Source organism: Mycobacterium timonense, from assembly GCF_025821985.1.
In the GTDB taxonomy this organism is placed as follows: domain Bacteria; phylum Actinomycetota; class Actinomycetes; order Mycobacteriales; family Mycobacteriaceae; genus Mycobacterium; species Mycobacterium avium.
In genome coordinates this window covers 197,577-221,895 of record NZ_JACKSY010000026.1, presented here as the reverse complement: position 1 = coordinate 221,895, position 24,319 = coordinate 197,577, and the positions used below count along the sequence as shown (strand labels likewise).

Annotated in this window: 24 protein-coding genes and 2 pseudogenes; 14 read left to right on the top strand and 12 right to left on the bottom strand. The window is 72.1% G+C overall.

Going from position 1 to position 24,319, the window contains the following annotated elements:
- Positions 1-8: 8 nt before the first annotated feature.
- The gene (locus H7I87_RS09290; RefSeq protein WP_003874783.1) at positions 9-266 is read left to right on the top strand and encodes a DUF7218 family protein; all 258 of its coding nucleotides are present in this window, start codon (positions 9-11) and stop codon (positions 264-266) included.
- Between the two features lie 4 nt (positions 267-270).
- Here the strand turns inward: H7I87_RS09290 and H7I87_RS09285 are convergent, their stop codons facing one another.
- From H7I87_RS09285 to H7I87_RS09260, 6 genes and pseudogenes are all read right to left on the bottom strand, one after another.
- Positions 271-846, bottom strand: coding sequence for a nucleotidyltransferase family protein (locus H7I87_RS09285; RefSeq protein ID WP_033726119.1), 576 nt, complete (start codon positions 844-846; stop codon positions 271-273).
- Positions 837-1,739 (bottom strand): annotated as a pseudogene (locus H7I87_RS09280) (glycosyltransferase); the annotation flags it as partial. The pseudogene H7I87_RS09280 and the gene H7I87_RS09285, both read right to left, overlap by 10 nt.
- 17 nt (positions 1,740-1,756) lie before the next feature.
- The gene (locus tag H7I87_RS09275) at positions 1,757-2,725 is read right to left on the bottom strand and encodes a glycosyltransferase (protein ID WP_050483958.1); all 969 of its coding nucleotides are present in this window, start codon (positions 2,723-2,725) and stop codon (positions 1,757-1,759) included.
- A gap of 285 nt (positions 2,726-3,010) precedes the next feature.
- Positions 3,011-4,066, bottom strand: coding sequence for a DNA topoisomerase IB (locus H7I87_RS09270; protein ID WP_009978530.1), 1,056 nt, complete (start codon positions 4,064-4,066; stop codon positions 3,011-3,013).
- Between the two features lie 173 nt (positions 4,067-4,239).
- A complete protein-coding gene (locus H7I87_RS09265) occupies positions 4,240-4,638 on the bottom strand; it encodes a heme-binding protein (RefSeq protein ID WP_003874774.1) in 399 nt (132 codons plus the stop codon).
- A 232-nt stretch (positions 4,639-4,870) separates the two neighbouring features.
- Positions 4,871-5,707 carry an SDR family oxidoreductase gene (locus tag H7I87_RS09260; protein ID WP_033726117.1) on the bottom strand — a complete coding sequence of 279 codons (837 nt, stop codon included), beginning with the start codon at positions 5,705-5,707 and terminating at the stop codon, positions 4,871-4,873.
- A 224-nt stretch (positions 5,708-5,931) separates the two neighbouring features.
- Here H7I87_RS09260 and mbp1 point away from each other — a divergent pair, with 224 nt between their 5' ends.
- On the top strand, positions 5,932-6,168 hold the full coding sequence (gene mbp1 / locus H7I87_RS09255) for a microaggregate-binding protein 1 (protein WP_011725860.1): 237 nt from the start codon (positions 5,932-5,934) through the stop codon (positions 6,166-6,168).
- A gap of 143 nt (positions 6,169-6,311) precedes the next feature.
- Entirely contained in the window at positions 6,312-6,623 is a 312-nt protein-coding gene (locus H7I87_RS09250; RefSeq protein WP_011725859.1) for a DUF3349 domain-containing protein, read from the top strand.
- Here the strand turns inward: H7I87_RS09250 and H7I87_RS09245 are convergent.
- The 3 genes from H7I87_RS09245 to H7I87_RS09235 all read right to left on the bottom strand — a co-directional run bounded on the left by H7I87_RS09245 (position 6,587) and on the right by H7I87_RS09235 (position 9,131).
- Positions 6,587-7,351 (bottom strand): endonuclease/exonuclease/phosphatase family protein, encoded by a 765-nt coding sequence (locus tag H7I87_RS09245; protein WP_024637751.1) that lies wholly within the window; start codon positions 7,349-7,351, stop codon positions 6,587-6,589. The genes H7I87_RS09250 and H7I87_RS09245 overlap by 37 nt on opposite strands.
- A gap of 62 nt (positions 7,352-7,413) precedes the next feature.
- Entirely contained in the window at positions 7,414-8,181 is a 768-nt protein-coding gene (locus H7I87_RS09240; RefSeq protein ID WP_033726115.1) for a PIG-L deacetylase family protein, read from the bottom strand.
- The gene (locus H7I87_RS09235; RefSeq protein WP_003874781.1) at positions 8,178-9,131 is read right to left on the bottom strand and encodes an acyl-CoA dehydrogenase family protein; all 954 of its coding nucleotides are present in this window, start codon (positions 9,129-9,131) and stop codon (positions 8,178-8,180) included. The genes H7I87_RS09240 and H7I87_RS09235 overlap by 4 nt, the downstream gene beginning before the upstream one ends.
- A gap of 318 nt (positions 9,132-9,449) precedes the next feature.
- Between H7I87_RS09235 and H7I87_RS09230 the strand changes: the two are divergent.
- Positions 9,450-9,773 (top strand): annotated as a pseudogene (locus H7I87_RS09230) (glycosyltransferase); the annotation flags it as partial.
- 9 nt (positions 9,774-9,782) lie between these two features.
- On the opposite strand, the gene H7I87_RS09225 reads toward H7I87_RS09230, so the two are convergent.
- Complete coding sequence (locus H7I87_RS09225; protein WP_033726112.1) at positions 9,783-10,655, bottom strand: glycosyltransferase family 2 protein; 873 nt, start codon at positions 10,653-10,655, stop codon at positions 9,783-9,785.
- Between H7I87_RS09225 and H7I87_RS09220 the strand changes: the two genes are divergently transcribed.
- From H7I87_RS09220 to H7I87_RS09175, 10 genes are all read left to right on the top strand, one after another.
- Positions 10,645-11,730: an NAD-dependent epimerase/dehydratase family protein gene (locus H7I87_RS09220; RefSeq protein ID WP_176217675.1), complete on the top strand. Its 1,086-nt coding sequence runs from the start codon at positions 10,645-10,647 to the stop codon at positions 11,728-11,730. The genes H7I87_RS09225 and H7I87_RS09220 overlap by 11 nt on opposite strands.
- An 11-nt stretch (positions 11,731-11,741) precedes the next feature.
- Positions 11,742-13,382 carry a carbamoyltransferase family protein gene (locus tag H7I87_RS09215; RefSeq protein WP_011725866.1) on the top strand — a complete coding sequence of 547 codons (1,641 nt, stop codon included), beginning with the start codon at positions 11,742-11,744 and terminating at the stop codon, positions 13,380-13,382.
- Positions 13,379-14,869 carry an HAD-IIIA family hydrolase gene (locus H7I87_RS09210; RefSeq protein WP_011725867.1) on the top strand — a complete coding sequence of 497 codons (1,491 nt, stop codon included), beginning with the start codon at positions 13,379-13,381 and terminating at the stop codon, positions 14,867-14,869. Before H7I87_RS09215 ends, H7I87_RS09210 begins: the two co-directional genes overlap by 4 nt.
- Complete coding sequence (locus H7I87_RS09205) at positions 14,866-15,897, top strand: glycosyltransferase family 9 protein (RefSeq protein WP_003874693.1); 1,032 nt, start codon at positions 14,866-14,868, stop codon at positions 15,895-15,897. The genes H7I87_RS09210 and H7I87_RS09205 overlap by 4 nt, the downstream gene beginning before the upstream one ends.
- Positions 15,894-16,463, top strand: coding sequence for a D-sedoheptulose-7-phosphate isomerase (locus H7I87_RS09200; RefSeq protein WP_023863257.1), 570 nt, complete (start codon positions 15,894-15,896; stop codon positions 16,461-16,463). The genes H7I87_RS09205 and H7I87_RS09200 overlap by 4 nt, the downstream gene beginning before the upstream one ends.
- Positions 16,460-17,869, top strand: coding sequence for a PfkB family carbohydrate kinase (locus tag H7I87_RS09195; RefSeq protein ID WP_003874691.1), 1,410 nt, complete (start codon positions 16,460-16,462; stop codon positions 17,867-17,869). The genes H7I87_RS09200 and H7I87_RS09195 overlap by 4 nt, the downstream gene beginning before the upstream one ends.
- Before the next feature lie 14 nt (positions 17,870-17,883).
- The gene (locus tag H7I87_RS09190; protein ID WP_023863254.1) at positions 17,884-18,579 is read left to right on the top strand and encodes an SDR family oxidoreductase; all 696 of its coding nucleotides are present in this window, start codon (positions 17,884-17,886) and stop codon (positions 18,577-18,579) included.
- On the top strand, positions 18,570-19,535 hold the full coding sequence (locus H7I87_RS09185) for a glycosyltransferase family 9 protein (protein ID WP_033727231.1): 966 nt from the start codon (positions 18,570-18,572) through the stop codon (positions 19,533-19,535). Before H7I87_RS09190 ends, H7I87_RS09185 begins: the two co-directional genes overlap by 10 nt.
- Positions 19,532-20,836, top strand: coding sequence for a UDP-glucose dehydrogenase family protein (locus H7I87_RS09180; RefSeq protein WP_023868235.1), 1,305 nt, complete (start codon positions 19,532-19,534; stop codon positions 20,834-20,836). The genes H7I87_RS09185 and H7I87_RS09180 overlap by 4 nt, the downstream gene beginning before the upstream one ends.
- A gap of 227 nt (positions 20,837-21,063) precedes the next feature.
- On the top strand, positions 21,064-22,857 hold the full coding sequence (locus H7I87_RS09175) for a thiamine pyrophosphate-requiring protein (RefSeq protein WP_023860991.1): 1,794 nt from the start codon (positions 21,064-21,066) through the stop codon (positions 22,855-22,857).
- Between the two features lie 10 nt (positions 22,858-22,867).
- On the opposite strand, the gene H7I87_RS09170 is transcribed toward H7I87_RS09175, so the two are convergent.
- Positions 22,868-23,533, bottom strand: coding sequence for a UdgX family uracil-DNA binding protein (locus H7I87_RS09170; RefSeq protein WP_011725872.1), 666 nt, complete (start codon positions 23,531-23,533; stop codon positions 22,868-22,870).
- Positions 23,534-23,597: 64 nt separating this feature from the next.
- Positions 23,598-24,158, bottom strand: coding sequence for a hemerythrin domain-containing protein (locus tag H7I87_RS09165; RefSeq protein WP_003874684.1), 561 nt, complete (start codon positions 24,156-24,158; stop codon positions 23,598-23,600).
- Between the last annotated feature and the right edge of the window lie 161 nt (positions 24,159-24,319).

Sequence of the window (24,319 nt, the reverse complement as noted above, 5' to 3'; positions counted from 1 at the left end):
GACAAGTCATGCCGCGCTCGTCGATCAAGAACGAAAAGATGTATCAGGATCTGCGCAAGAAGGGCGAATCCAAGGAGAAGGCCGCGCGCATCTCCAATGCGGCCGCCGGCCAAGGCAAGTCGTCGGTGGGCCGCCGCGGCGGCAAGTCCGGGTCCTATCAGGACTGGACCGTGCCGGAATTGAAGAAGCGGGCCAAAGAGCTTGGCATTTCCGGCTATTCGGGCCTGACCAAGGACAAGCTGGTCGCCAAACTGCGCAACCACTGATCCGTCATCTCGTCAACCGCAGTCGTTCGGCCAGCACCAGGAAGGCGACCGCGTAGTCGTTGTCGGCGGTCTGAGCCCGGATTTCGTCCCAGTCCAGCCGTTCGCGCACGGCGCGCACCGCGGGCAGCAGCTTGGCGAAGTCGCAGTGGTGCTCGCCCAGCGAGCGCAGCTGCTGGACGAGCACCATGGTGGGTGGCAGCACCGGCATGCCGATCGCCAGCACGTCGTGGTGCTCGGCGCGGTCCAGGGTCTGCGCATCGACGGGCACGCCGTTGAGGCGGTGCAGCACATCGACCCGCATGTCGCCGGTGCGGGCCTTGAAGAGCCAGTCCTCCGGCGGGCGTTCGATTTCGAACCCGGCGCTGGCCAGGGTGGTCACCGCGGTCTCCACGTCCGCCTCGGCCACCACCAGGTCGGCGTCGTGGCTGGGTTCCGGTGCGCCGTAAGCCCATAACGCGTAGCTGCCGGCCAGGGCGAAACGCGGGCCCTTCTCCTTGAGCGCCGATGCCGCCGCGCGCAGCGCCTCCCGCAGCCGCGGGGCGGCCGCGGCGGTGTCGGCGCGCGCGTCGCCTCGTACCACGGCGTGCAGGCCACCACGTCGGCCGAGCGCAGCAACGCCGGCATCTGCGCGCGGGTGACCCCGCCCAGCAGCCGCACCCGGTCGGCGACGCCGAGCTCGCCGGCCAGTCGTTGCAGCCGCCGCGCCTGCTCGTCGCCGGCCAGTTCGGCCGCCGGCGGCCCGCCCACGATCACCAACTCGGCGTCCGGGATGCGGGGCAGGGCGCGCACGATGGTGTCAAAACCCTTGCGCGGCACCAGCCGTCCCACCGTGACAATGCGCGGCCGCGCACCGCGGGCAGCGACCGGGCCGTCGGGGGTGAACGCATCGAGGTCCACTCCGCACGGCACCACCGAGGTGCGGGATCGGGCCCGGCCCATGCGCACCAGCTCGAAGACCTCGTCGGTGCTGGTGGCCGCCACCCAGTCGGCTTCCCGGGCGACCCGGGCTTCGACGTCGATCCGGCAGTCCGGGCTGGTGTCGTCGCTGCCCTGGTGCAGCCGCTTGGTCAGCCCGAGCGCGTGGAAGGTCTGCACGGTCGGTATCGAATGCGCGCGGGCGGCCCGCTGGGTGGCCACCCCCGACATCCAGAAGTGCGCATGGGCCACATCGGGCCCGTCCGAGCACCACTGCTGGCGCAGGAACTGCGCGAAGCCGTACATGTATTGCAGCAACTCGTCTTTGGGCAGCACCCGCGCCGGTCCCGCCGGCACGTGCACCACGCTGTAGCCGTGCGGGGTTTCGACCGAGTCGGGAAGCCGCGGGTCGTCGCGGCGCGTGTAGACCACCACGTCGTGGCCGCGCCGCGCCAGCGCGCAGGACAGCTCGGCGACGTGGACGTTCTGTCCGCCCGCGTCCACGCCGCCCAAATGTGCCAGCGGGCTGGCGTGTTCGGAGATCATCGCGATTCTCATGCGGGTTCCTTCCCTGCTCATCTGCACAGCTCCCCGATCACTCGGTCCCAGTCGGCCAGAAAGCGTTTGAGTCCGAACCGGGCGGTGGCGAAGTCCCGGGCGGCCTTGCCGGCGGCCACCGCCCTCGCCCGGTCGTCCAGGAAGCCCCGCAACCCCTCACCCAGTCTGGCTGGGTCGGCGCTGACAACTCCTGCCTCGCAAGGGATTACGAACGGCGCCATGGTCGAGCCGACGGCCACCACCGGCATGCCCAGCAGCATGGCCTCGATCAGGGACAGCCCGAGTGAGGTCCAGCGGGCGGTGTGCAGGTAGACCCGCCGGCGCGCGACGTCTCCGAACAGCCGCGGGGTGGGCACGTCGCCGCGGCCGCGCACCGCGCCGCGGTTGGCGCACAACCCCTCGGTGCCGATGCCCCATACGTCGATCTGGGCGTAGGCCGACAACGGTTCCAGCAGATCGGCGCCGACGATGCGGCCGCGGCGCCCCGGCTCGTTGATCATGGTGGCCACCCGGGGAATCTCGCCGCTGTACAGCGGCCCCGGATCGGCCACCCCGTGGTCGATGACCCGGGTCGGCGCAATCCCGTTGTCCCACATCAACCGGTTGAAGTCGGTGACGTGCACCAGGGGGATGTCGGCGCGGTCGGCCAGCGGATGCCGGGTCTGTGCCGCGCTGGGGCGCGGGGTGTTGTGCTCGACGTAGACCGCCGGCACGTCGACCCCGACCCGGCGGCCCGCCCAGCGGGCGACCAGCTCGGCCTCGTGCGGGCGTTGCAGCACCACCAGGTCGATATCGCGGTCGGCCAGGTCCTCGAATGCCACCTCGCGGGCGTTGGGCCAGCACCGGCCGGCCAGTCCGATGCCGTCCGGGCCGCGGTCGGGGGCCACCGGGATCAGGTAGCGGTGCCGGCCCGCGACGAAGGACTGCGTCCACGACCCGTGCACATGCCACACCAGGACGCTCTTTGCTCGGACAGGATCCAACATGGCGGGCCAAATACCCTGTAGGTACTGGCATAAACAGCGCCGGGCCCGACGTTTTCCCCGGGCGCACGGTCCCGGCGAGGCGCAGCGAACCTCTGTAAACCGTTAGTGGGCAAGTGATTCCACGCGTAGGGAACCGATTCTCCGGCGCCCGCGGCGCGCGCCGGTTCTGTCCAGTAAGCGAATCGCCGGGGACATTTGACGAACGGTTGTCGGTGTCGAACCGGTTTGCCCGGCCGCCGGCCCCGCGCGGGTGCCGGGCCGCGCGGACAAACCTGCCGGGCGGCGCTAGGCCGATTTCGGCAGCGCGGATGCTCCGGAGGCGCTGTGGCCCTTGGCCACTCGCCGGATCAGCATCCGGGTGGCCTTGTCCAGGATCTCCTGGGCGGCGTCGGGGTCGCGGGCGCGGCCCGCGCGCCGCGTCGCCGCGCCGATGGTCAGTCCCCGCTCATACCCGGTGATCACCCGCGGGTCCACATAGGAGCCGCGCGCCACCGCCGGGGTGTTGCCCAGCTCCTCGGCCACCTCTTTCATCACCGCCGCCTCGACCCGCCTGGCGACCCGCCGCGACACCGCGGGATCGGCCTCGGCGAACGCCGCCGCCGCCAGCACCGTGCCGTGCCAGGTGCGCAAGTCCTTGACCGTGTACTGGTCGCCGACCAGCTCCTTGAACCGGTCGTTGAGGTCGTCGGCGCGCACCTCCGACCATCCGGATGCGGTGCGGCACACCAACAACCGGTCTCCGCGGTGCCGCCGTCGCATCAGCGCACGCACCGCCCTGACCACTTCGCGATCCTCGACCCGCACGGTGCGCCGGACCCCGCTCTTGGCCGGGAAGTCGAACTCCACCGCGTCACGCCGGACCGTCACGTGCTCGCACAGCAGGGTGGACAACCCGTAGGACTCGTTCTCCTCGGCGTACTGCTCGCCGCCGGAACGGAAGTAGCCGCGATCGAGCAGCCGCAGCCCCAGCGCCAGCACCCGCTCGCGGGTCAAACCCCGGGCGGCCAGGTCCTCGGCGATTCGGGCCCGCCAGGCCGGCAGCTCGGTGGACAGCTCCAGCACCCGGTCGAACTTCTCCTCCGCGCGTTCCTGCTGCCACGCGCAGTGGTACAGGTACTGGCGGCGACCGGCCGCGTCGACGCCGACGGCCTGGATGTGGCCGTTGGGGTGGGGCGAGATCCACACTTTCTTCCACGCCGGCGGAATGACCAGATCCTTGATGCGCTGCAGGGTTTCGGGATCGCGCACCGTGGTGCCGTCCGGCGCGTGATAAGAAAATCCCTTACCGCGCCGTTTGCGGGTGATCCCCGGTTTGCTCAGCACGCTGCGACGGAGCCGCATTCGGAACCCTCCAGTTTTCTTGGCTGTCCGCAACGGCCGGCCGCAACGCAATTGCGGGCCGGGGCCATTCGCCTCAGATACCCACCCGAGAAGTCGTTCACACCGCGGCGGCGCCGGCAGGCGAATGCGAAAACGACCCGCCACGGCGTTGTGGCGGGTCGTCTCCGATGGCGTCAGCCGGCCATGAACTCCTGGTACGCCGACTCCAGATACGGCGGCAGCGCGGTGACATTGCACTGCCGTTCGGTGTCGCCGATCGGCGCCAGGATGCCGCGCAGGTCGTTGTACTCCTGCGGGTGACCGGTGAAATAGCTGCGCAGGCTGGATTCGGCCTGCGGCCTCGGCTGGCCGTAGGCGGCGGTCACCACCTGGTTGGCGTCCGGGTGTGCCGCCAGGTACTGCTGGGCCGAGCCCTCCACCGCGGACACGGTGGAGTTCACACCGCTGGGACTGCAGTCGGGTGCGGCGGCCGCCGACGGTGCGCCGACGATGCCCATGGCCATTCCCCCGAGCAGACAGCCGGCGCTGACCCCGGCCACTTTCCGGCGCGCGACGATACTGCTGATTTTCATGTGCTTTGTTGTCCTTCGAATTCGAAGCGAAATGTTCTCGACTGAGGCTCCCGATCCTCGAAATCCAAAGTAGCGGAGGCCAACAGTGGCCGTGTTCGCTGACAACGAACCCACCGTGCCGGTAAGGGCCGTGGGACGGGTGTTTGCTAAGCGAATGATCAACCGAGCCGCGAATCTTTAAGAAATGGCGCCGCGCTCTTAGGCAATGGTGAGGGTGATTGTGACGGAATCGTTATCCGCGCCGGGGCTTTCCGTCCCCGTCGGGGCCCCGATGTCCGTCCCCGCCAGCGCCCCGATGGCCGTCGCCGCCGGGCGGCGCCAGGGTCTGCAGCCAGGTGTCGACGTCGGGCCCGACGACCACCGCGTGCCCGGAGGCCAGCAGCGCCCCGGCGCCGAGCGCGGACACCGCGGGCTCGACACTGCGCACTGCTCGGCGATCACCTTGCCGCACAAGCAGTTTCGAGGTCAGTTCGGGAAGCCGGATGGCGTCCGGGCCGGTGATGGTGCGCGGCGTGTGGGTCTGCGCCAGGGCGGTTTCGACCAACACGTCGGCGACGGTGTCGGCGGCGATGGGCTGGATCAGCCAGTCCTCGACGATCACCTCGTTGTCGTCACAGCTCACCGCGTCGTGGTTGGTGGCGAATTCGTACCACTGCGTCGACTTCACGACGGTGGTCGGGACCGGGCCGTCGAGCAGGATCTCCTTCGCCTCCCGTTTGGCCTGGTAGTAGGGGAATCCGTCGAACACCGGGTCCTCGATGCCGGCGATCGTCAACACAACCAGGCGCTGTACTTCCTGGGTGGCGCACGCCCCCATGATGTTGCGGGCGGCGGTGGCCAGCGTCTGCCGGATGTCGGATCGCCCGTCGGGCGGCACCGGATTGGAGACGTCGATGACGACGTCGACCCCCTCGAGCGCCCGGGTGAGCCCGGGTGCGTCGAACACGTCGACACCCTGCGCCCGGGAGATCTCGACCACCGCGACGTCACGCGGCCTCAGCCGGGCGACGACGCGGGAGCCGGCCGTGCCGGTTGCCCCTATCACGGCGATGGTGGTCAGTGCGCTCACCTGCCTTCTGCTCCGTGCCGCGGGGGAGCTACCCAGTAACGGCCCGTTCAAACCCGCCGACCGTCGGTCCGCGGCGTGACCTGCGCCGGCGGCCGGGCCCGCGGTGACGACCCGCACATCCCGGGCGCGATACCGGGCGAACCGTTTGACACCGCCCGCGGCGGGAACGCCTTGGATGCCATCGAGCGCAAGCTCACTCACCACCTACCAGAGAGGTCGAACCCATGGGGGACCAGCAGAGCGGGCCGCAGGAAGCGGTCAAGGGCGCCGTCGAGGGCGTGAAGGGCAAGGCCAAGGAGGTCGGCGGGACCATCCTCGGCCGCGACGACCTGACCGAAGAGGGTCAGGCCCAGCAGGACAAGGCCGACGCCCAGCGCGACGCGGGCAAGAAGGAAGCCGAGGCCGAGTCGGCGCGGGCCGGCGCGGATGCCGCCGAGGAGCGCCAGAAGAAGAACCAATAGGCTGCCCGCCAAGGGGAGGGGCCCGGTCCGATCGGCGGACCGGGCCCTTTCCGTGCGCGTGGGTTTCAACCGATCGGGTCCGGCTATTCGGGGTGCAACGGCGTTGGCGGCGTGCGGCGTGCGGTGAGGTAGCGAGGTGAGACATGGGCCTGGGGCAGCTGGTGGGCGGCGTGGTCGGGTTTTTGCGCGCGGGCTATCCCCGGCAGGCGCCCGCTGTCGGCTACGCGCCGGCGCTGGCGCTGCTGCCGCGGCGCACCCCCGACGACGACATCGCCACCGTCGCGAGAATTCTTGCGCCGCAAGGTATCACGGGCACAGCGCGGATCGACGCGGCCGAGATCGGCGCGCAGATCGTCCGCATCGCCGACGAGCTACCCGCCCCAGGCGACGTCGAGCGGGTGCTGGCGGCGATGAGCCGTCACACCCGCTGCAGGTCCACCACCAACGGGCGGTGATCCGAGATCGGCATCAGGTCGGCCTGCACGGCGGCGCAGCGCAGCCGGCGATCATCGGTCAGGATGTGGTCGAGCTGGCGGTTGGGGTTGTCCGCCGGAAAGGTTTTGGCGTTGCCCAGCGCCCGCATCCCCGACCAGCGGCGCACCGTCTGCGGCGTCATGTTCAGGTCCCCGGTCAGCAGCCGCGGCCCGGGCAAGCCGCGCAGGTCGCGAATCAGCCGGCGCAGCTGGCGCCGGTTCCAGCCGGGAACGAAGGACAGGTGGGTGTTGGCCACCGTGAGTTCGCCGATCGGGGTGCGCAGCTGCGCGATGACGGCGGCGCGCGGTTCCTCGTCGACGATCATCACCCGGTTGGGGCCGGGCAGGTACATCGGAAATCGCATCGGAATGCGGGGTAACCGCAGCACCTGCCAGCTGGCCACCGGATACCGGGACAGCAGCGCGATCCCGTAGGCGGCGGTGCCGGGTTGCTCGTCGCCGGTGGCCGCCATCCAGGTGGCCCCCGGCGTGCCCGAAATCGCGGCCACGAAGCGGTGTTCCACCGCGCCCATGGCCTCGGCCGCCGCGCCGGTCAGATCGGCGTGTTCGGACCGGGGTTGGTCGCAGTCCACCTCCTGCAGGCTGAGCACGTCCGGATCGAGCCGGCGTATGCAGTCCCGCAGCCGCTCCACGATGACGCCGTCGCCGACGGTGCGACCGTGCAGGATGTTGAAGGTCGCCACACGCATAGCTTTTCGGCTGCTCACTTTCCCCTCGTACGGTCACCCCCCGCGCCGTGCGCCCGAGCGGGTTACCGAAAAACCACCTCGCCCACCGCCAGCAACCGCGCCAGCACGAACCCCGGCAGCGCGGGGGCCGAGCCGCCGGTGGGCTCGAATCGGCTGCGATACCGTTGCGCGGCAAGGCGTTTGCGACTCACCGCCCAGGCCGGCGCGGGCACCGCATGGGCCCGGTCCCACGGTACCGCCGGGTCGCCCGGAACGGCCCAGTGCCACATCCACACCGGATATTCCAGCAGCGCGGCCCCGGTGTGCGCGCAGGCGGCCCACGCGGCGTGTCCCACGGCCTCGTGATCGGGATGCCCGTCGCCGCGCCACGGCGCCGCACACCAGGCGCCGGGCGCGGCGGCGCGCAGGATCTCGGTCAACGCCCCGGTGAGACGGTCCTCGTGAGCGGTCAACTCGCCGCCCGGAAGGCCCAGCGACAGCGGGGGAGGAGCGTTCAATGTGTTTGTCGCCGACCGTAATTCGAATCTGCGGATGGTCTGGGCGCGGAGCCGCTCCGAGGCCGCGGCGCCGGGCCGCGCCCCGCCGTCGCTGACGCAGACCACCTGCACGCGAACGCCGATCGCCACCAGCTGGGTGATCATCGCGCCCACACCGAGTGTTTCGTCGTCGGGGTGGGCGGCGACGACGACCAGGCCGGGACAGCCGGCCAGGTCCAGGGCGGGCAGCGGCGCCTCTTGAAAAGCGGCCAGCCACAACGGGACCGGGGTGCCGCTGTGGGTCAGCGGCTTGGCGGCGAACCTGGCCCGGTTGCCCGCCGGCACGGTCGTCACGGCGCCCGCACCGCCCGCCGTCCGGCCAGCCGGCCGAGTTCGGCCAGGTCGCGCTCGGCGTGGCTTTGCCGGATGTAGATGCTCAGGTCGGCGACGCGCTGGGCGTGCCGGCCGTCCTGGCACAGCGGGCCGGGCCCCAGGGCCCGGCCGGTGCGGGTGATCGCCTCGTCCACGGCGTGTTCCACCACCGTGCGCACCCGGCGGGCCAGCAGCTGTGCGGTACCGGCCCGGTCGAACGGGTCGGCGTCGACCTGCGCCGCGGCCGCGGCCAGCATCGCGTCCCCCGCGGCCAGCGCGGCGTCCACGGCGCCCAGGTGCGCCAGCGAATACGCGTCAGCGGATTGGCTTGCCGCGCAACGATACAGCGGATCGGCGACCCGGCGCGCGCCGCCCAGCCAGCAGGCGGCCACGCCGATGGCGCCGTGCCAGAAGCCGGGCCGGATCAGATAGTCGCCCGGGTCGCCGACGGCGACGGCGTGGGTGTTGGTGAACTGCACCGGCCTGGTGTCGCTGCCGGCCATCCCCGCGTTCCACCAGGTGCTGGGCAACGCCTTGACGGTCGGGTCGGTCACGGTCACCGCGAACAGGCCCGGTGTTCCGTCGTCGCGGCGCGCGGTCACCAGCGCATGCGTGCAGAACCCGGCGCCCGGGCACCACACCTTGGTGCCGTTCAACAGGTACGCGCCGCGGATGTCGGTGGCGGTCAGCACCGCGTCCGGGGCCTCGGCCGCCCACACGCTCCACAACTGCCCCGGTTCCGGGGGCTTGCCGCCCAGTTCGTGCAGGATCGCGACGGCGTCGACGTGCGCCTCGGCCACCCTGGCCGCCACGATGTTCTCCGCGGCCAGCTCGGCCAGGCGTTGCCAGCGTTCGGCGGTGCGCCCCGAGGCGGGTAGCGGCAACTCGAGCCGCCCCGACTCCAGCCAGTGCTTGACCAACCCCGCCGTCACGCGCAATCACCCGCCACCGATCCCCCCAATTGGCCAAAGCGACAGACGATTCCGTCGAGCCGGCCGGCGCCGGGCCGACCGGCCAGCCAGCCCGCATCCACCCGGCTCCCGGCGCCGGTGCACGTCGCCGGCTTGGCTGCCTCGTTGTGCGCGGGAATCACCACGGCGACAGCATCATAGGCGCATGGCACAGGAGTTGACATAACCCACGATTTCCCAATCGGCCGCAAGTTAAACGGTCTTGACAACCGCGCGGCGCCGTGACCAGGGGTCAACGGGTTGGCCGCCCTGCGGGCGGGGTATGACTATGCACCATGACATCCGCCGTTCGGCATCGTGCCGCTGGAAGCCATGGCGTGCGGGGTCCCGGTGGTGGCCACCGCGGTGGGCGGGATCCGCGACACCGTCGTCGACGGCGCCACCGGCCGGCTGGTGCCGCCCAAGGACCCGGACGCTCTGGGTGAGGCCGTCGCCGCCCTGCTGCGCGACGGCCGCCGCGGCCGGACGCTGGGCGAGGCCGGGCGGGAGCGGGCCCGGGCCCGCTACAGCTGGGACCGGGTGGCGGCCGACACCGAACGCATCTACGAACGGCTGTCCCCCGCCCGGCGCGGGGTCGGCACCCCGAGCACGCGATCCGGGTGATCTTGTGGCTCAACCACTTTCCAGCATCCGCAGCGAACGCTCGACGGCATCGGGCAGCCGCCGGCGTTCCCGCAGTGCGGCCGGCAACGCCGCCGTCGCCTCGAGCAACGCCTTGGCGTGGGCCGCGTCGTGCAGCGCCGCCCAGGCCAGCGCCGCACCCGCCCGGGCGCACCGGTCGACGGGGCGGCGCAGGCAGGCCGTGAGCAGCGCGTTGCGCAGGATCCGGGCACGCTGCGCCCGGCTCGCCGAGCGGATCTGCGACGGCCGGTGGTATGCCACCAGCTCGGGGCAGAAGCACAGGTCCCAGCCGTCGGCGGCCAGATCGCAGGCCAGCAGGGTTTCCTCACCGCGGAAGTGCAGGATCGGGCTGAACCCGCCGACGCGTCGGAACGCCCACGCGCGCACCAGTGCCGAGCAGGCCTGGAACCCGAGAATGGACGGCCCGGGCAGGCCCGCGCGGTGCCCGAGTGGGCTGTGGGCGAGCTGCTCGGTGAACTCGTCGTCGCGGCGCGCCGGCAGTAACACGGTGCGCGCGGCCAACAGCGCGACGGTGCCGAACGTGTCGAAGATCCGCTCGGCCCGCGCGATCGCGTCCGGCGCCCACCACGAGTCGTCGTCGCAGAACGCCACGTACGGTGTGCCGCACCGCGCCACACCGATGTTGCGCGCCGCTGCGCCGGCGTTGCGGCTCAGCGGTATGACGGTCACCCGGCCGGCGGCGGCGATGCGGCTGGCGGCGGCGACCGAGTCGTCGCGGGATGCGTTGTCCACCACGATGATCGGGCACCCGGTGGTGTCCAGCAGGCGGGTCAGCGTGCCGGTCAGCTCCGCCGAGCGGTCCCGGGTGGCGATGACGAAGGAGGTGCGCGGCATGGTCGACATGACCGGGGCGACTACCCCGAAGGGCAACGGTGAAACGGGGTTTCACCCCAGACCTGACGGGTACCAGAGCCCGATGCGATCACTGACCCGGGTGCTGATCACCGGCGGCGCCGGCTTTTTGGGCGCGCACCTGTGCGCGCGGCTACTCGACGACGGCGTCGAGGTGGTCAGCGTGGACGACCTGTCCACCAGCGGGCCTGCGGTCCGATTCGGCGACCGGCCCGGATACCGGTTCGTGCAGCGCGACGTCTGCGACCCCGGGTTGATCGACGAGGTCGGCAGCGGCTTCGACGCCGTATTCCATTTGGCCTCAGCGGCTTCCCCGGTCGACTACCAGCGCCGCCCGATCCAGACGCTGCGCACCGGCTCGGCGGGCACCGCGACCGCGCTGGAGATCGCCGAGCGCGCCGGCGCCCGGTTCGTGTTGGCGTCCACCAGCGAGGTGTACGGCGACCCCGAGTCGCATCCGCAGCGCGAAAGCTATTGGGGCAACGTCAATCCGGTGGGCCCGCGCAGCGTATACGACGAAGCCAAGCGGTACGCCGAAGCGTTGACGTTCGCCTATCACCGCCTCGGCCGCGCCGATGTCGGGGTGGCCCGGATCTTCAACACGTACGGGCCCGGCATGCGGGCGGACGACGGCCGGATGGTGCCGACGTTCTGCTTGCAGGCGCTGCGCGGCGATCCGCTGACGGTGTCCGGCACCGGGCTGCAGACCCGGTCGCTGTGCTACGTCGACGACACCATCACCGGGCTGATCGCGTTGGCGCACAGCGACTTCGCGGGCCCGGTGAACATCGGCAATCCGACCGAGCTGACCGTGCTGTCCGCCGCCGAGTTGATCCGGGAGCTGGCCGGCAGCACGTCGACCATCCAGTTCACCCCGCCGGCCACCGACGACCCGCAGCGCCGCTGCCCGGACATCCGGCTGGCCCGCCAAAGGCTGGGCTGGCGGCCGCGGGTCGACTATCGCACCGGCTTGAGCACCACCCTGGCGTGGTTCGCCGAGCGGGCCGGGCGCACCGGTGAGTCGGCGCAACAGCTCGTCGCGACCACTGACCGGCGGACCCGGTAGGAGGCAGCAGAGTGCGAATACTCGGAGTCAATGCGGTATTTCACGATCCGGCCGCCGCGCTGGTGATCGACGGCCGGGTGGTGGCGGCCGCCGAGGAAGAGCGGTTCTCCCGCCGCAAGCACGGCAAACCGGCGGTCCCCTTCGCCACCTGGGAGCTGCCCGTCGCGGCCATCCGCTGGTGCCTGGATCACGCCGGCGTGCGGGCCGAGGACATCGACGCGGTCGGCTATTCCTACGACCCGGCACTGATGTACGAGGAACCGCTCGACCCCGCCGGGCTGGACCGGGACTGGGAGCACCTGCGCACCCTGTATGCCGAACGGGCGCCGGGCTTTCTGAAGACCGCGCTGCCCGGCCTCAACCCCGCGGTGGTGCATCACGTGCGCCACCACGTCGCGCACGCGGCGTCGACGGCGCTGGCCTCCCCGCATCCCGAGACCGCGGTGCTGGTGGTCGACGGGCGCGGTGAGCGCGCCTCCATGCTGGCCGGGGTGTATCGGGAGCACAAGCTCGACGTGCTGGCCGTCCAGCAGCTGCCGCACTCGCTGGGGCTGCTGTACGAAAGCCTCACCGAGCACCTGGGTTTCACCCGCTCCAGCGACGAATACAAGGTGATGGCGATGGCCTCCTACGGCCGGCCCCGCTTCGCCGACCGGCTGCGCGGGCGGGTGTACGCGCGCGGCGACGGCGGGTTCTGCACCGAGCCCATCGACTGGGAGCGACTCGCCCCGCCCCGGCCGCCGCACGCGGCGACGCTCGACCCGGTGCACGCCGACCTGGCCTGCAGCGTGCAGCGCGTCGTCGAGGACGTGTTGCTCGAGCTGGTCGGCTGGCTGCGCGACCGCACCGACGGCGACGCGCTGTGCCTGGCCGGCGGGGTGGCGCTGAATTGCGTTGCCAACACCCGCATCCACGCCGAGGGCGGTTTCGACCGGGTGTGGGTGCAGCCGGCCGCCGGCGACGCGGGCACCGCGCTCGGCGCGGCGCTGCACCTGGCCGCATCCTTCGACGAGCCGATCGCACCGATGCCCGGCGCGCAGCTGGGCCGCGGCTGGTCCGACGCGGCGGTCAGGGCGGCACTCGACGACGCGGCGGTCAGTTACGAACGCCCGCACGACCTTCCGTCGGCCGTCGGCGACGCGCTGGCCGAGAACCAGTTGATCGGCTGGTTCCAGGGCCGCGCCGAGTTCGGGCCGCGCGCACTCGGCGGCCGCTCGCTGCTGGCCGATCCGCGCTATCCGGCCAACACCGAACGGCTCAACGCCGTCAAGGGCCGCGAACAGTTCCGGCCGGTCGCCCCCATGGTGCTGGCCGAGCGCGCCGCCGAGATCTTTTCCCGCGGACCGCTTCCCAGCCCGTACATGCTGTTCGTGCACGACGTCGCCGAGCACTGGCGCAGCCGGATTCCCGCGGTCACCCACGTCGACGGCACGGCGCGGATCCAGACCGTGGACGCGGATGCGGACCCGCTGCTGCACGCCACCATCAACCGGTTCGCGCAGCACACCGGGGTGCCGGTGGTCGTCAACACCAGCTTCAACACCGCCGGACGGCCCATGGTGGACACCCCGCGCGACGCCCTCGAGGTGTTCGGCAGCTCCCCGATCGACGTGCTGGCCGTCGGCCCCTACCTGGTCAGGCGGTATCTGTGAGGCACGACGACTACACGCTGGTGATACCCACGGTGGGGCGGGAATCGTTGCGCCGCTTGCTGATTGCGCTGCGCGAGAGCATGGGTCCGCAGCCGCCGGAGGTTGTGGTGGTCGACGACCGGCCCCGCCCGGGCGACGGTCTGCCGCTGCCGGACGACCCGCCGGTGCGGGTGTTGCGCAGCGGCGGGCGCGGACCGGCGGCCGCCCGCAACGTCGGCTGGCGCGCCAGCCGCAGCCGCTGGGTGTGCTTCCTGGACGACGACGTGCTGCCCGACCGCGACTGGATATCGGCGTTGTGCCTCGACCTGAAGGCCGCCGACGCGTGCGGCGCCGCCGGCTCCCAGGCGGTGCTCGAGGTGCCGACACCGCGGCGGCCCAGCGACGACCAACGCCGGACCGCGCGGCTGGCCACCGCGCAATGGATCACCGCGGACATGGCCTATCGCCGCGACATACTGGTCGCCGCAGGCGGTTTCGACGAGCGGTTCCCCCGCGCCTACCGGGAGGACTCCGACCTGGCGCTGCGGATCGTGTCGGCCGGCGGAACCATCCTACGCGGCGAGCGTCGCTGCACCCACCCGGTGGCGCCGGCGACCTGGCGCTCGAGCGTGCGGGCCCAGATCGGCAACCGCGACAACGCGCTGATGCGGCGCAAGCACGGCCGCCGCTGGCGGACCCGAATCGGCGAGGGACCAGGCCGGATGCCGGCGCACGCCGCCACCACCGCGGCCGGCACCGCCGCGCTGCTGGCCGGGCTGCTGGGCCGGCGCGCCACCGCCCGCCGCGCCGCCGCGCTGTGGCTGCTGTGCACGATCGAGTTCGCGGCGCGGCGCTGGCTCAGCGGGCCGCGCAATGTGCGTGAGGCACTTGGCCTTTCGGCCACCAGCGTGCTCATCCCGCCGGTCGCGGTGGCTCACCGGCTGGCCGGGGAATGGACCTTTCGGCGCGCGCGTCCCGAGCCGCCGCTGGCCGTGCTGCTGGACCGCGACGACACCCTGATCGTCGACCGGCCCTACCTCAACGACCCCGCGGGCGTGCGGCCCACCTACGACGCCGCCAAGGCGCTGACCCGGCTGCGCCGCCGCGGCCTGCTGCTGGCGGTGGTGACCAACCAGTCCGGCGTGGCGCGCGGGCTGATCAGCGCCGGCCAGCTGGCCGCCGTCAACGACCGGGTCGACGAGGTGCTCGGCCCGTTCGATTCCTGGCAGGTGTGCGTGCACGGCGCGGCCGACGGCTGCGGCTGCCGCAAGCCGCGGCCCGGCCTGATCCTGGCGGCCGCCGAGGCGCTGGGGGTGCCGGCCCGGCGCTGCGTGATGATCGGCGACACCGGCGCCGACGTGCGCGCCGCCCTGGCCGCCGGCGCCGCGGCCGTGCTGGTGCCCACCGACCGCACCCTGCCCGCCGAGGTCGAGCACGCGCGCGCCCACGCCCGGGTGGCCGCGACGCTGAACGACGCTGTCTCCCTTGTGCTTTCGGAGTGCCGATGAGTACCGCGGTGGTGGCCCGCCTGGACAGCGCCGGTGACGTGCTGATCACCGGGCCGGCGGTGCGCGCGGTGGCCGCCCGGCACGACCGGGTGACCATGCTGGTCGGCCCGCGCGGGCGGGCCGCCGCCGAGCTACTGCCCGGTGTGGACGAGCTGATCGAATGGCAGGCGCCGTGGGTGGACTTCGAGGCGCCCGAGCTGACCGCCGCGCACGCCGAGGCGCTGATCAAACAGCTGCGCGACCTCGCGCCCGACCGGGTCTACATCTGCACGTCGTTTCACCAGTCGCCACTGCCGCTGGCGCTGCTGTGCCGGATGGCCGCGGTGCCCTGGGTGGGAGCGGTCAGCGTCGACTACCCCGGCGCGCTGCTGAACCTGCGGCATCGGGTGCCGGACGGGATTCCCGAGCCGCAGCGGGCGCTGTCGCTGGCCGAGGCCGCCGGCTGCGCCCTGCCCGCCGGCGACGACGGCGCGCTGCGGATCCGGGCCGTCGACCCGCTGCCGGCGCGGCTGGCCGAGCAACTCGCGCCCCGGCCGTTCGTGGTGTTCCACCCCGGCGCCGCGGTACCGGCCCGCCGGCCCAGCCCGTCCCGCAGCGCGGCGATGGTGGCCGCGCTGGCCGGCGCCGGCCACCGGGTCGTCGTCACCGGAAGCCCCGACGAGGCCGCGCTGACCGCGGCGGTGGCGGGCGACGTCGCCGTCGATCTGGGCGGGCGCACCAGCTTCGCCGAACTCGCGGCGGTGTTCGCGGCGGCCCGCGTCGTGGTCGTCCCCAACACCGGACCCGCACACCTGGCCGCCGCGGTGGGCACACCGGTGGTGTCGCTGTTCGCCCCGGTGGTGCCCGCCGGCCAGTGGCGCCCCTACGGGCGGCGGGTCCGCGTGCTCGGCGACCAGTTCGCGCCCTGCCGGGCCAGCCGCGCCCGGGTGTGCCCGGTGCCGGGTCACCCCTGCCTGGACCGCATCACCGACGCGGAGTTGCTCGCCGCCGTGGCAGAAGGCGCCGTGGCAGAAGGAGGGAAGCCATGATCGAGGTCCACTTCGACGCGCTGCGGGAAGCGGTGCGGCGCACCAGCATCCAGGCCCCCCGGTTGCGCGGGTGGGGCGGACGGCTGGCCACGGTGCTGCCCGCCGGAGGCCGGTTGTTGGCCTGCGGGAACGGGGGCAGCGCCGCCGAGGCCCAGCACCTCACCGCCGAACTGGTGGGCCGATTCCGCGAGGAGCGAATTCCCATGTCCGCCATAGCCTTACACGCCGACACCTCGGCGCTGACCGCGATCGCCAACGACTACGGCGATGACGAGGTGTTCGCCCGCGGGGTGCGGTCGCACGGCCGGCCGGGCGACGTGCTGGTGGCGCTGTCCACCAGCGGCGCCAGCCGCAACGTGATCGCGGCGGTCAAGGCCGCGCACGACGTCGGCATGGTGACCTGGGCGCTGACCGGACCGGCCCCCAACGAGCTGGCCGGCATGTGCGACGAGGCGATCTGCGTGGACGCCGCCGGCACCGCGACGGTGCAGGAGGTCCATCTGCTGCTGATCCACGGGCTGTGCATGGCGCTCGACGACCACCTTTTACGACGGGAAGCATCATGAGCACATCGAAACCTCTTGTCGTCGTGGGTGATTCGATGCTGGACGTCGACATCCTGGGTTCGGCGACCAGGCTCAGCCCGGAGGCGCCGGTGCCGGTGGTGGACGCCGAACGGCACGTGCAACGGCCGGGCGGGGCGGGGCTGGCCGCCCTGCTCGCGGCCCGGACCGAGGCGCCGGTGGTGTTGATCACCGGCATCGCCGACGACGACGCCGGCCGGGCGCTGCACGATCTGCTGAGCTGCTCGGGGGTTCGGGTGCTGGCGCTGCCGGTGAGCGGAACGACGGTGTGCAAGATCAGGATCCGGGCCCGCGGCCAGTCGGTGCTGCGGCTCGATCGCGGCGACGCGACCCCGGTCGACGGGCCGCTGCCGGCCGCGGCGGCCGACGCCCTGGCCGATGCCCGGGCGATCTGCGTCGCCGACTACGGCGCGGGGGTGACCGCGCTGCCGGCGGTCCGGGCGGCGCTGACCGAGTCGGCCCGTCGCGTCCCGGTGGTCTGGGACCCGCATCCGCGCGGCGCGCCGCCGGTGCCGGGATGCGCGCTGGTGACACCGAATCACGAAGAGGCGCGGGGCTTTTGCCACGACGACGGCTCGGGTGACGGCGGTGAGGCGCTGCTGCGGACCTGGGCCGCCGACGCGGTGTGCATCACCCGCGGCGCCCAGGGGGCCCGGGTGTACGAGCCGCGGGCCGGCGTGCACCGGGTCGCGATCCCGCAGCGGGCCGCGCCCGCCGCCGGCGATGTCTGCGGCGCCGGCGATCGGTTCGCCGTCGCCGCGGCGGTGGCGCTGGCCGCGGGCAACGACGCCGTCGCCGCGGTGCGGGCCGCGGTCGGCGACGCGGCGCGTTTCGTCGCCGCCGGCGGCGCGGCCGCGGTCTCGATCCCGGTGTCCGACACCGGATCCGACCCGCTGACCAGCCGGTCGCGGCCCGCGGACGCCAGCGCGGTGGACGCGCTGGGCCTGGCCGCGCGGCTGCGCCGGCAGGGCCGCACCGTGGTGGCCACCGGCGGCTGCTTCGACCTGCTGCACACCGGGCACATCCGGCTGCTCCGGCAGGCCCGCGAGCTGGGCGACGCCCTGATCGTGCTGGTCAATTCCGACGCGTCGGTGCGCGCGCTGAAGGGCAGCGGGCGTCCGGTGATGCGCGATGCGGACCGGGCCCGCGTCCTGGCCGCGCTGGCCTGCGTCGACGCGGTGGCCGTCTTCGACGGCCTGACCCCCGAACGCATGCTGGAGGATTTGCGTCCCGACATCTGGGTCAAGGGCGGCGACTACGTGGCCGCCGAGCTGCCGGAGGCCGACGTGGTGTACCGGCACGGCGGCGAGGTGGTGATCCTGCCCACGGTGGCCGGTTATTCGTCGTCCCGCTTGATCGCCGCGGCGGCCACCGGCCGCCCAGAGTAGCGAAAGGTGTTGATATGAAAGCACAATCACTGGAAGGCGTATTGATCTCCGGCGGTTCTTCCGGCCTGGGCGCGGCCACCGTGGCCGCGGTGGCCGACCGCGGCGGGGTGCCGCTGGTGATCGACCGGAAACCGCCGGCCGCCGACGTGCCCTACGTCGGTTGCGATCTGGCCGACACCGACGCGGTGGCCGGCGCCGTCGAGTCGCTGGCCGGCAAGGTGGGCGGCCGCATCACCGGGGTGTTCACCCCGGCCGGCATCGACTCGTGCGGCACCCTGGAACAGGTCCCGGCCAAGGACTGGGAGCAGGTGATCGCCGTCAATCTGGTCGGGACCGCCGCGGTGATCCGGGCCGCCCTGCCGTACCTGAAGGCCACCGGGGGCCGGATCGTCACCTGCGCGTCGACGCTGGGCATCAAGGCGGTCAGCGACGCCACCGCCTACTGCGCATCCAAGTTCGGGGTGGTCGGCTTCACCCGCGCGCTGGCGGCCGAGCTGGCGGGCCAGGTCGGCGTGACGCTGCTCATCCCCGGCGGAATGCACACCCCGTTCTTCGACGGGCGGCCCGAACAGTACAAGCCGCCGGCCGACGCCAAACTCAACCAGCCCGAGGACGTCGCCCAAACGGTGCTCTTCGCGCTCTGCCAACCGGCCGGCTGCGAGGTGCGCGAGATGGTGGTGTGCGCCTCGACGGAGTCGTCGTGGCCCTAGCGGCCGGCGCCACCCGGGCCGGGCCGCGGGAGCGCATCGTGGTGTTGCGCGCCCTGGGACTCGGCGACCTGCTGACCGCGGTGCCCGCGCTGCGCGGGCTGCGCCGGCACTACCCCGACGCGCGGGTGATGCTGGCCGCTCCGGACCGCTACCGCGAGCTGGCCATGCTCACCGGCGCCGTGGACGAGCTGCTGCCCACCGCCGGACTCGGCGACGTGCAGCCGCTCACCGACGCGCCGGCGCTGGCGGTCAACCTGCACGGCTGCGGCCCGCAGAGCATCGACCACCTGCTGGCCTGGGAACCCCGGTCGGTGATCAGCCATTGCCACGACTGCCATCCCGGCCTGCCCGGGCCGCGCTGGCGCGCCGACCTGCACGAGGTGCAGCGCTGGTGCGCCCTGTTGGAGTGGGCCGGAATCCCTTGCGACTCAACCGATATCCTCCTTGAACGCCCGTCCATCCCGCGGGACGAGACCGGTGCCGTGCTGATCCACCCCGGGGCGTCCGCGCCGGCCCGGCAGTGGCCGCCGGACCGGTTCGCGGCGGTGGCCGCGGCGCTGCGCGACGACGGCCACGAGATCCTGATCACCGGATCACCGAGCGAATTCGACCTCGCGCACGCCGTCGCCCGCGCCGCCCGGTTGCCGCGCACCGCCGTGGTGTCCGGAGTCCTCGACCTGCCGGCGCTGACCGCGCTGGTCGCCGACAGCCGGATGGTGATCTGCGGCGACACCGGTGTGGCGCACTTGGCCGCCGCGACCGGCACCGCCTCGGTGGTGCTGTTCGGCCCCACCTCCCCGCGGCGGTGGGGACCGCGCGGGCCGGCGCCGCACGCCGCGCTGTGGGCCGGCCGCAGCGGCGACCCGCACGCCGCGACGCCGCACCCCGGACTGCTCGAGCTGACCGTCGCGCAGGTGCTGTCGGCCTGCCGCGGGGTGCTGGGGGAGACGGCATGAGCACCGAGCCGCTGGTCGGGGTGGTCGGTGTCGGCTACGTGGGTCTGACCACCGCGGTCTGCGTGGCCGCTGCGGGGCGCAAGACCGTTGCGGTGGACATCAACCCGGACCGGGTGGGCAGGCTGCGCGCCGGGGTGGCGGTGATCGACGAACCCGGGCTGTCCGAGCTGCTGGGTGACGGGCTGGCCGGCGGCGTGCTGCGCTTCAGCGCCGATTTCGCCGAGCTGGCCGACCGCGACGTCGTCTTCGTGTGCGTGCCCACGCCCAGCGCCCCGGACGGACACGCGGACCTGGCCGCGGTGGAGTCGGTGATCGACCGGCTCGGCCGCGTGCTGCGCCGCGGTGCCGTGGTGGCGCTGAAATCGACCGTCCCGGTCGGCACCACGTCGACCATGGCACAGCGGCTGTGCCACAAGGGGATTCGTGTCGTCTCCACCCCCGAGTTCCTGCGCGAGGGACGCGCGGTCGACGACTTCCGCAACCCGGACCGGCTGGTGATCGGCAGCCACGACGAACTGGCGGCCCAGCTGGTGCACCAGGCCTACGGCCTGGCCGGACACCGGGTGCTGCGGATGAGCCCGGAAAGCGCCGAGCTGGCCAAGTACGCCAGCAATGCCTTTCTGGCCGTCAAGCTGTCCTACACGAATTCGCTGGCGGCGCTGTGCGCGCGGGTGGGCGCCGACATCGACGACGTCACCTGCTGCATGGGCGCCGACCGGCGGATCGGCGCGGAGTTCTTGCGCCCGGGCCCGGGTTGGGGCGGTTCCTGCCTGCCCAAGGACACCGCGGCGCTGCTGGACATCGCGCACCGGCACCGGGTGTCCTTCGCCGAAGTGGAGGCCGCCCGCCAGACCAACACCGCGCAGGCGCGACGGATCGTCACCGCGCTGCGGCACACCCTCGGCCGGCCGTTGTCGGGTTGCCGGATCACCGCGCTGGGGCTCACCTTCAAGGCCGCCACCAGTGACACCCGGGAGTCGCCGGCGCTGGCGGCATGCCGAAAGCTGGCCGCGGCCGGCGCCCAGGTGGCCGGCTACGACCCGCAGTTGCCCAACATCGACCCCGCCGTCCTGCAGCAAAACCGGGTGACCGCGGTCGACGACCCGTACCGGGCGGCCAAGGCCGCCGACGCGGTCGTGGTGCTGACCGAATGGCCGCAGTTCCGCAGCCTCGACTGGCGGGCGGTCGCACAGGACGCGCCGCTGGCGGTGGTGCTGGACGCCAGGAATTCGCTGGACCCGGCCACCGTGCGGGAAGCCGGCCTGCGCTATCTGGGAAACGGTGTGCGACAAGGGTTTTGACTATTCGTGGCGGGCGCCGGCGGCCGTCGGCGCCGCGCCGGCGACTGGCAGGTGGCTGGGAGTCGGCTGACCGGGGCGGGCGGCAGCGCATAACACCGGCGAATCCGGGTAACCCGGCTCGTGTGGGACGTGCCGAGGCCGCCGCCGCGGCGGCAGCCTGCCTGGTTCAACCACCAGCCACACACCCACCCGCCAGCACGGTCGGCCGTTTGCCGAGGAGGAAAGACATGTCCAAACAAGAGGTTTCCGACTATCTGCTCGAGCGTTTACGGGCGTGGGGCGTCGAGCATGTATTCGGGTACCCCGGCGACGGCATCAACGGGCTGCTCGCCGCATGGGGCCGCGCCGACAACAAGCCGCAGTTCATCCAGTCGCGGCACGAGGAGATGAGCGCCTTCCAGGCGGTCGGCTACGCGAAGTTCACCGGCCGGGTGGGCGTGTGCGCGGCGACCTCCGGCCCCGGCGCCATCCATCTGCTCAACGGCCTCTACGACGCCAAACTCGACCACGTCCCGGTGGTGGCCATCGTCGGCCAGACCAACCGCACCGCGATGGGCGGCAACTACCAGCAAGAGGTCGACCTGCTCAGCCTTTTCAAGGACGTCGCCAGCGACTACGTCCAAATGGTCACCGTGCCCGAGCAACTGCCCAACGTGCTGGACCGCGCGATCCGCATCGCGATGACCCAGCGGGCCCCGACGGCGCTGATCATCCCGGCCGACGTGCAGGAGCTGCCGTACTCGCCGCCCGAGCACGCGTTCAAGATGGTGCCCTCCAGCCTGGGCATCGAATACCCGGCCATCGCCCCGGAGGACGCCGCCATCGCCCGTGCGGCCGAGATCCTCAACGCGGGCAAGAAGGTGGCCATGCTGGTCGGCACCGGCGCCCGCGGGGCGCACCAGGAGCTGGCCGAGGTCGCCGACCTGCTCGGCGCCGGTGCGGCCAAGGCGCTGTTGGGCAAGGACGTGCTGTCCGACGAATTGCCTTGGGTCACCGGCTCTATCGGGCTTTTGGGCACGCGGCCCAGCTATGAGCTGATGCGCGACTGCGATACGTTGCTCACGGTCGGATCCGGCTTTCCCTACACGCAGTTCCTGCCGGAGTTCGGGCAGTGTCGGGCGGTGCAGATCGACATCGACGGCCGGCTCATCGGGATGCGCTACCCCTACGAGGTGAACCTGGTCGCCGACGCGAAGGCCGCACTGCGCGCGCTGATTCCGCACCTGAAGCGCAAGGAGGACCGGTCCTGGCGGGAAGGCATCGAGAAGAACGTGGCCCGCTGGTGGGAGACCATGGACAAGGAGGCGATGGTCGGTGCGGACCCGATCAACCCGCTGCGGCTGTTCTCCGAGCTGTCCCCGCTGCTGCCCGACAACGCCATCGTGACAGCCGATTCCGGCTCGTCGGCCAACTGGTACGCCCGCAATCTGCGCTTCCGCGGCAACATGCGCGGCTCGCTGTCGGGCACGCTGGCGACGATGGGCCCCGGGGTCCCGTACGGCATCGGCGCCAAGTTCGGCCAGCCGGACCGGCCCGTCATCGTGTTCAGCGGTGACGGCGCCATGCAGATGAACGGCATGGCCGAACTGATCACCGTCAAGCGGTACTGGAACGAATGGAAAGATCCGCGGCTGATCATCGCGGTGCTGCACAACAACGACCTCAACCAGGTCACCTGGGAGATGAGGGCGATGGCCGGAGCGCCGAAATTCGCTGAGTCGCAAAGCCTTCCGGATGTCGACTTCGCCGCGTTCGCGGCCGGGCTGGGGTTGAACGCGATGGCCATCAAGGATCCCGACGAGTTGTCCGACGCGTGGCGCAGCGCCCTGTCGGCCGACCGTCCCACCGTGCTGGACGTCTACACCGATCCCGACATGCCGCCGATCCCGCCGCACGCCACCTGGGAGCAGTTCAAGTCGGCGACCGCGGCGGTGCTCTCCGGCGACGAGGACCGCACCGGCTTCGTCAAGGTCGGCCTGAAAACCAAGATGCAGGAGTTCTTGCCGCACAAGAAAAGCTGACCGCGCCCGTTCAGCCCAGCGCGGAGCGGGCGCTGCGCAGGTCGTCGACGAACAACCGGTAGACCTCGTCGTGTCGTTCGCTGCGGTCGCGCAGCACCGACGACGGGTGCACCGTCGCCACCAGCACCGGCTCGGGCGCCACGTCGGGTATCACCTCGGGCGAGGCCGGCAGCTTGAGCGGTTGGCCGCGTTGGGCGGAAACCCGAAAGCTGGTGCCCAGCAACGATTGTGCGGCGGTGGCCCCCAGACACACGATGACCCGGGGGTGCACCGCCTCGATCTCGGCGATCAGCCAGGGCCGGCAGGCGACGATCTCGGTGCGGCCCGGCTTCTGATGGATCCGCCGCTTGCCGTCCTTGCGGGTGAACTTGAAATGCTTGACCGCGTTGGTCTGATAGGTCAGCCCGGGATCGATGCCGGCGTCGTGCAGCGCCCGGGCCAGCAGCCGCCCGGCCGGGCCGACGAAGGGTGCACCGGCGCGGTCCTCCTGGTCGCCGGGCTGCTCACCCACCAGCATGATCGGGGCACCCGGATGTCCGTTGCCGAACACCGTCTGGGTGGCGTCGGCGAAAAGTGAACAGCCGCGACATGTTTCGGCCGCATGCTTGAGCGCCTCGATGTCCCGCTGCTCGGGGAGGTAGCGGTCGGCGCCCGGGGCCTTCGAAGTCGCGGTCATGGTAGGGGGCGGCGAGGTGCCCCCACTCCCCCACCGAGCGGGGGTACCTCGCCTGGGATGGCCGTCAGCCCTTGCCGACGATGACGTCGCGGGCTCGGTCGAGCATCGCGGCGAACGGGCCGGCGGCCAGGTTGGCCAGTTGCGATTCCACTCCGGCGTGCGGCCGGGTGGGCGCGATCGCTTCGGCCAGTTTGGCGGCGCGGCCCATCCGTTCCAGCTCGTCGCCGCTCAATTCCTGGCCCAGCTTGGCGAACTCGTCGTGCTCCTCGTGCTCGGCGTGGTCGATCACCGCGTCCCGCAGCTTGGTGAGCTCGCGGGTGAACTCCTCGCTGTCGACGTCGAGCTTTTCCAGCTTCTGCAGCGCGGTCTTGGCCTCGTGCTCTTCGTGCAGGCGTTCCTCGACCACGCCTGCCCCGCCAGCGATCTTGCGCTTGGCGCGCGGATGCACGATCTCCTCTTCGGCGGTCTCGTGCACGGCGAGCAGGCGCCGCAGTTCGATGAAGGCCTCCTCGCGGGCCTTTCCGGACGCCGCCAACGTGTTGGCGAACATCGCCTTGATCTGCTGGTGCTGGCTGACCAGAAAGTCGACCACATCGGTGGGCGACTTGATGGCGGTCGGTGCCATGCTGTCCCTCCCATCTGCTCTGGTTCGGCGCGCAGGGCTGTTGCGCGCTCTGGTTGCGGCTACCCGAGCCACCCGAGGGTCAAACGGGTGTGGCGGTGGCCAGGCGGGGTATGCCCTGGAAAAACAGGGCGGGAGGCAAAAGTTGCGCGCGGGAGTAGGTT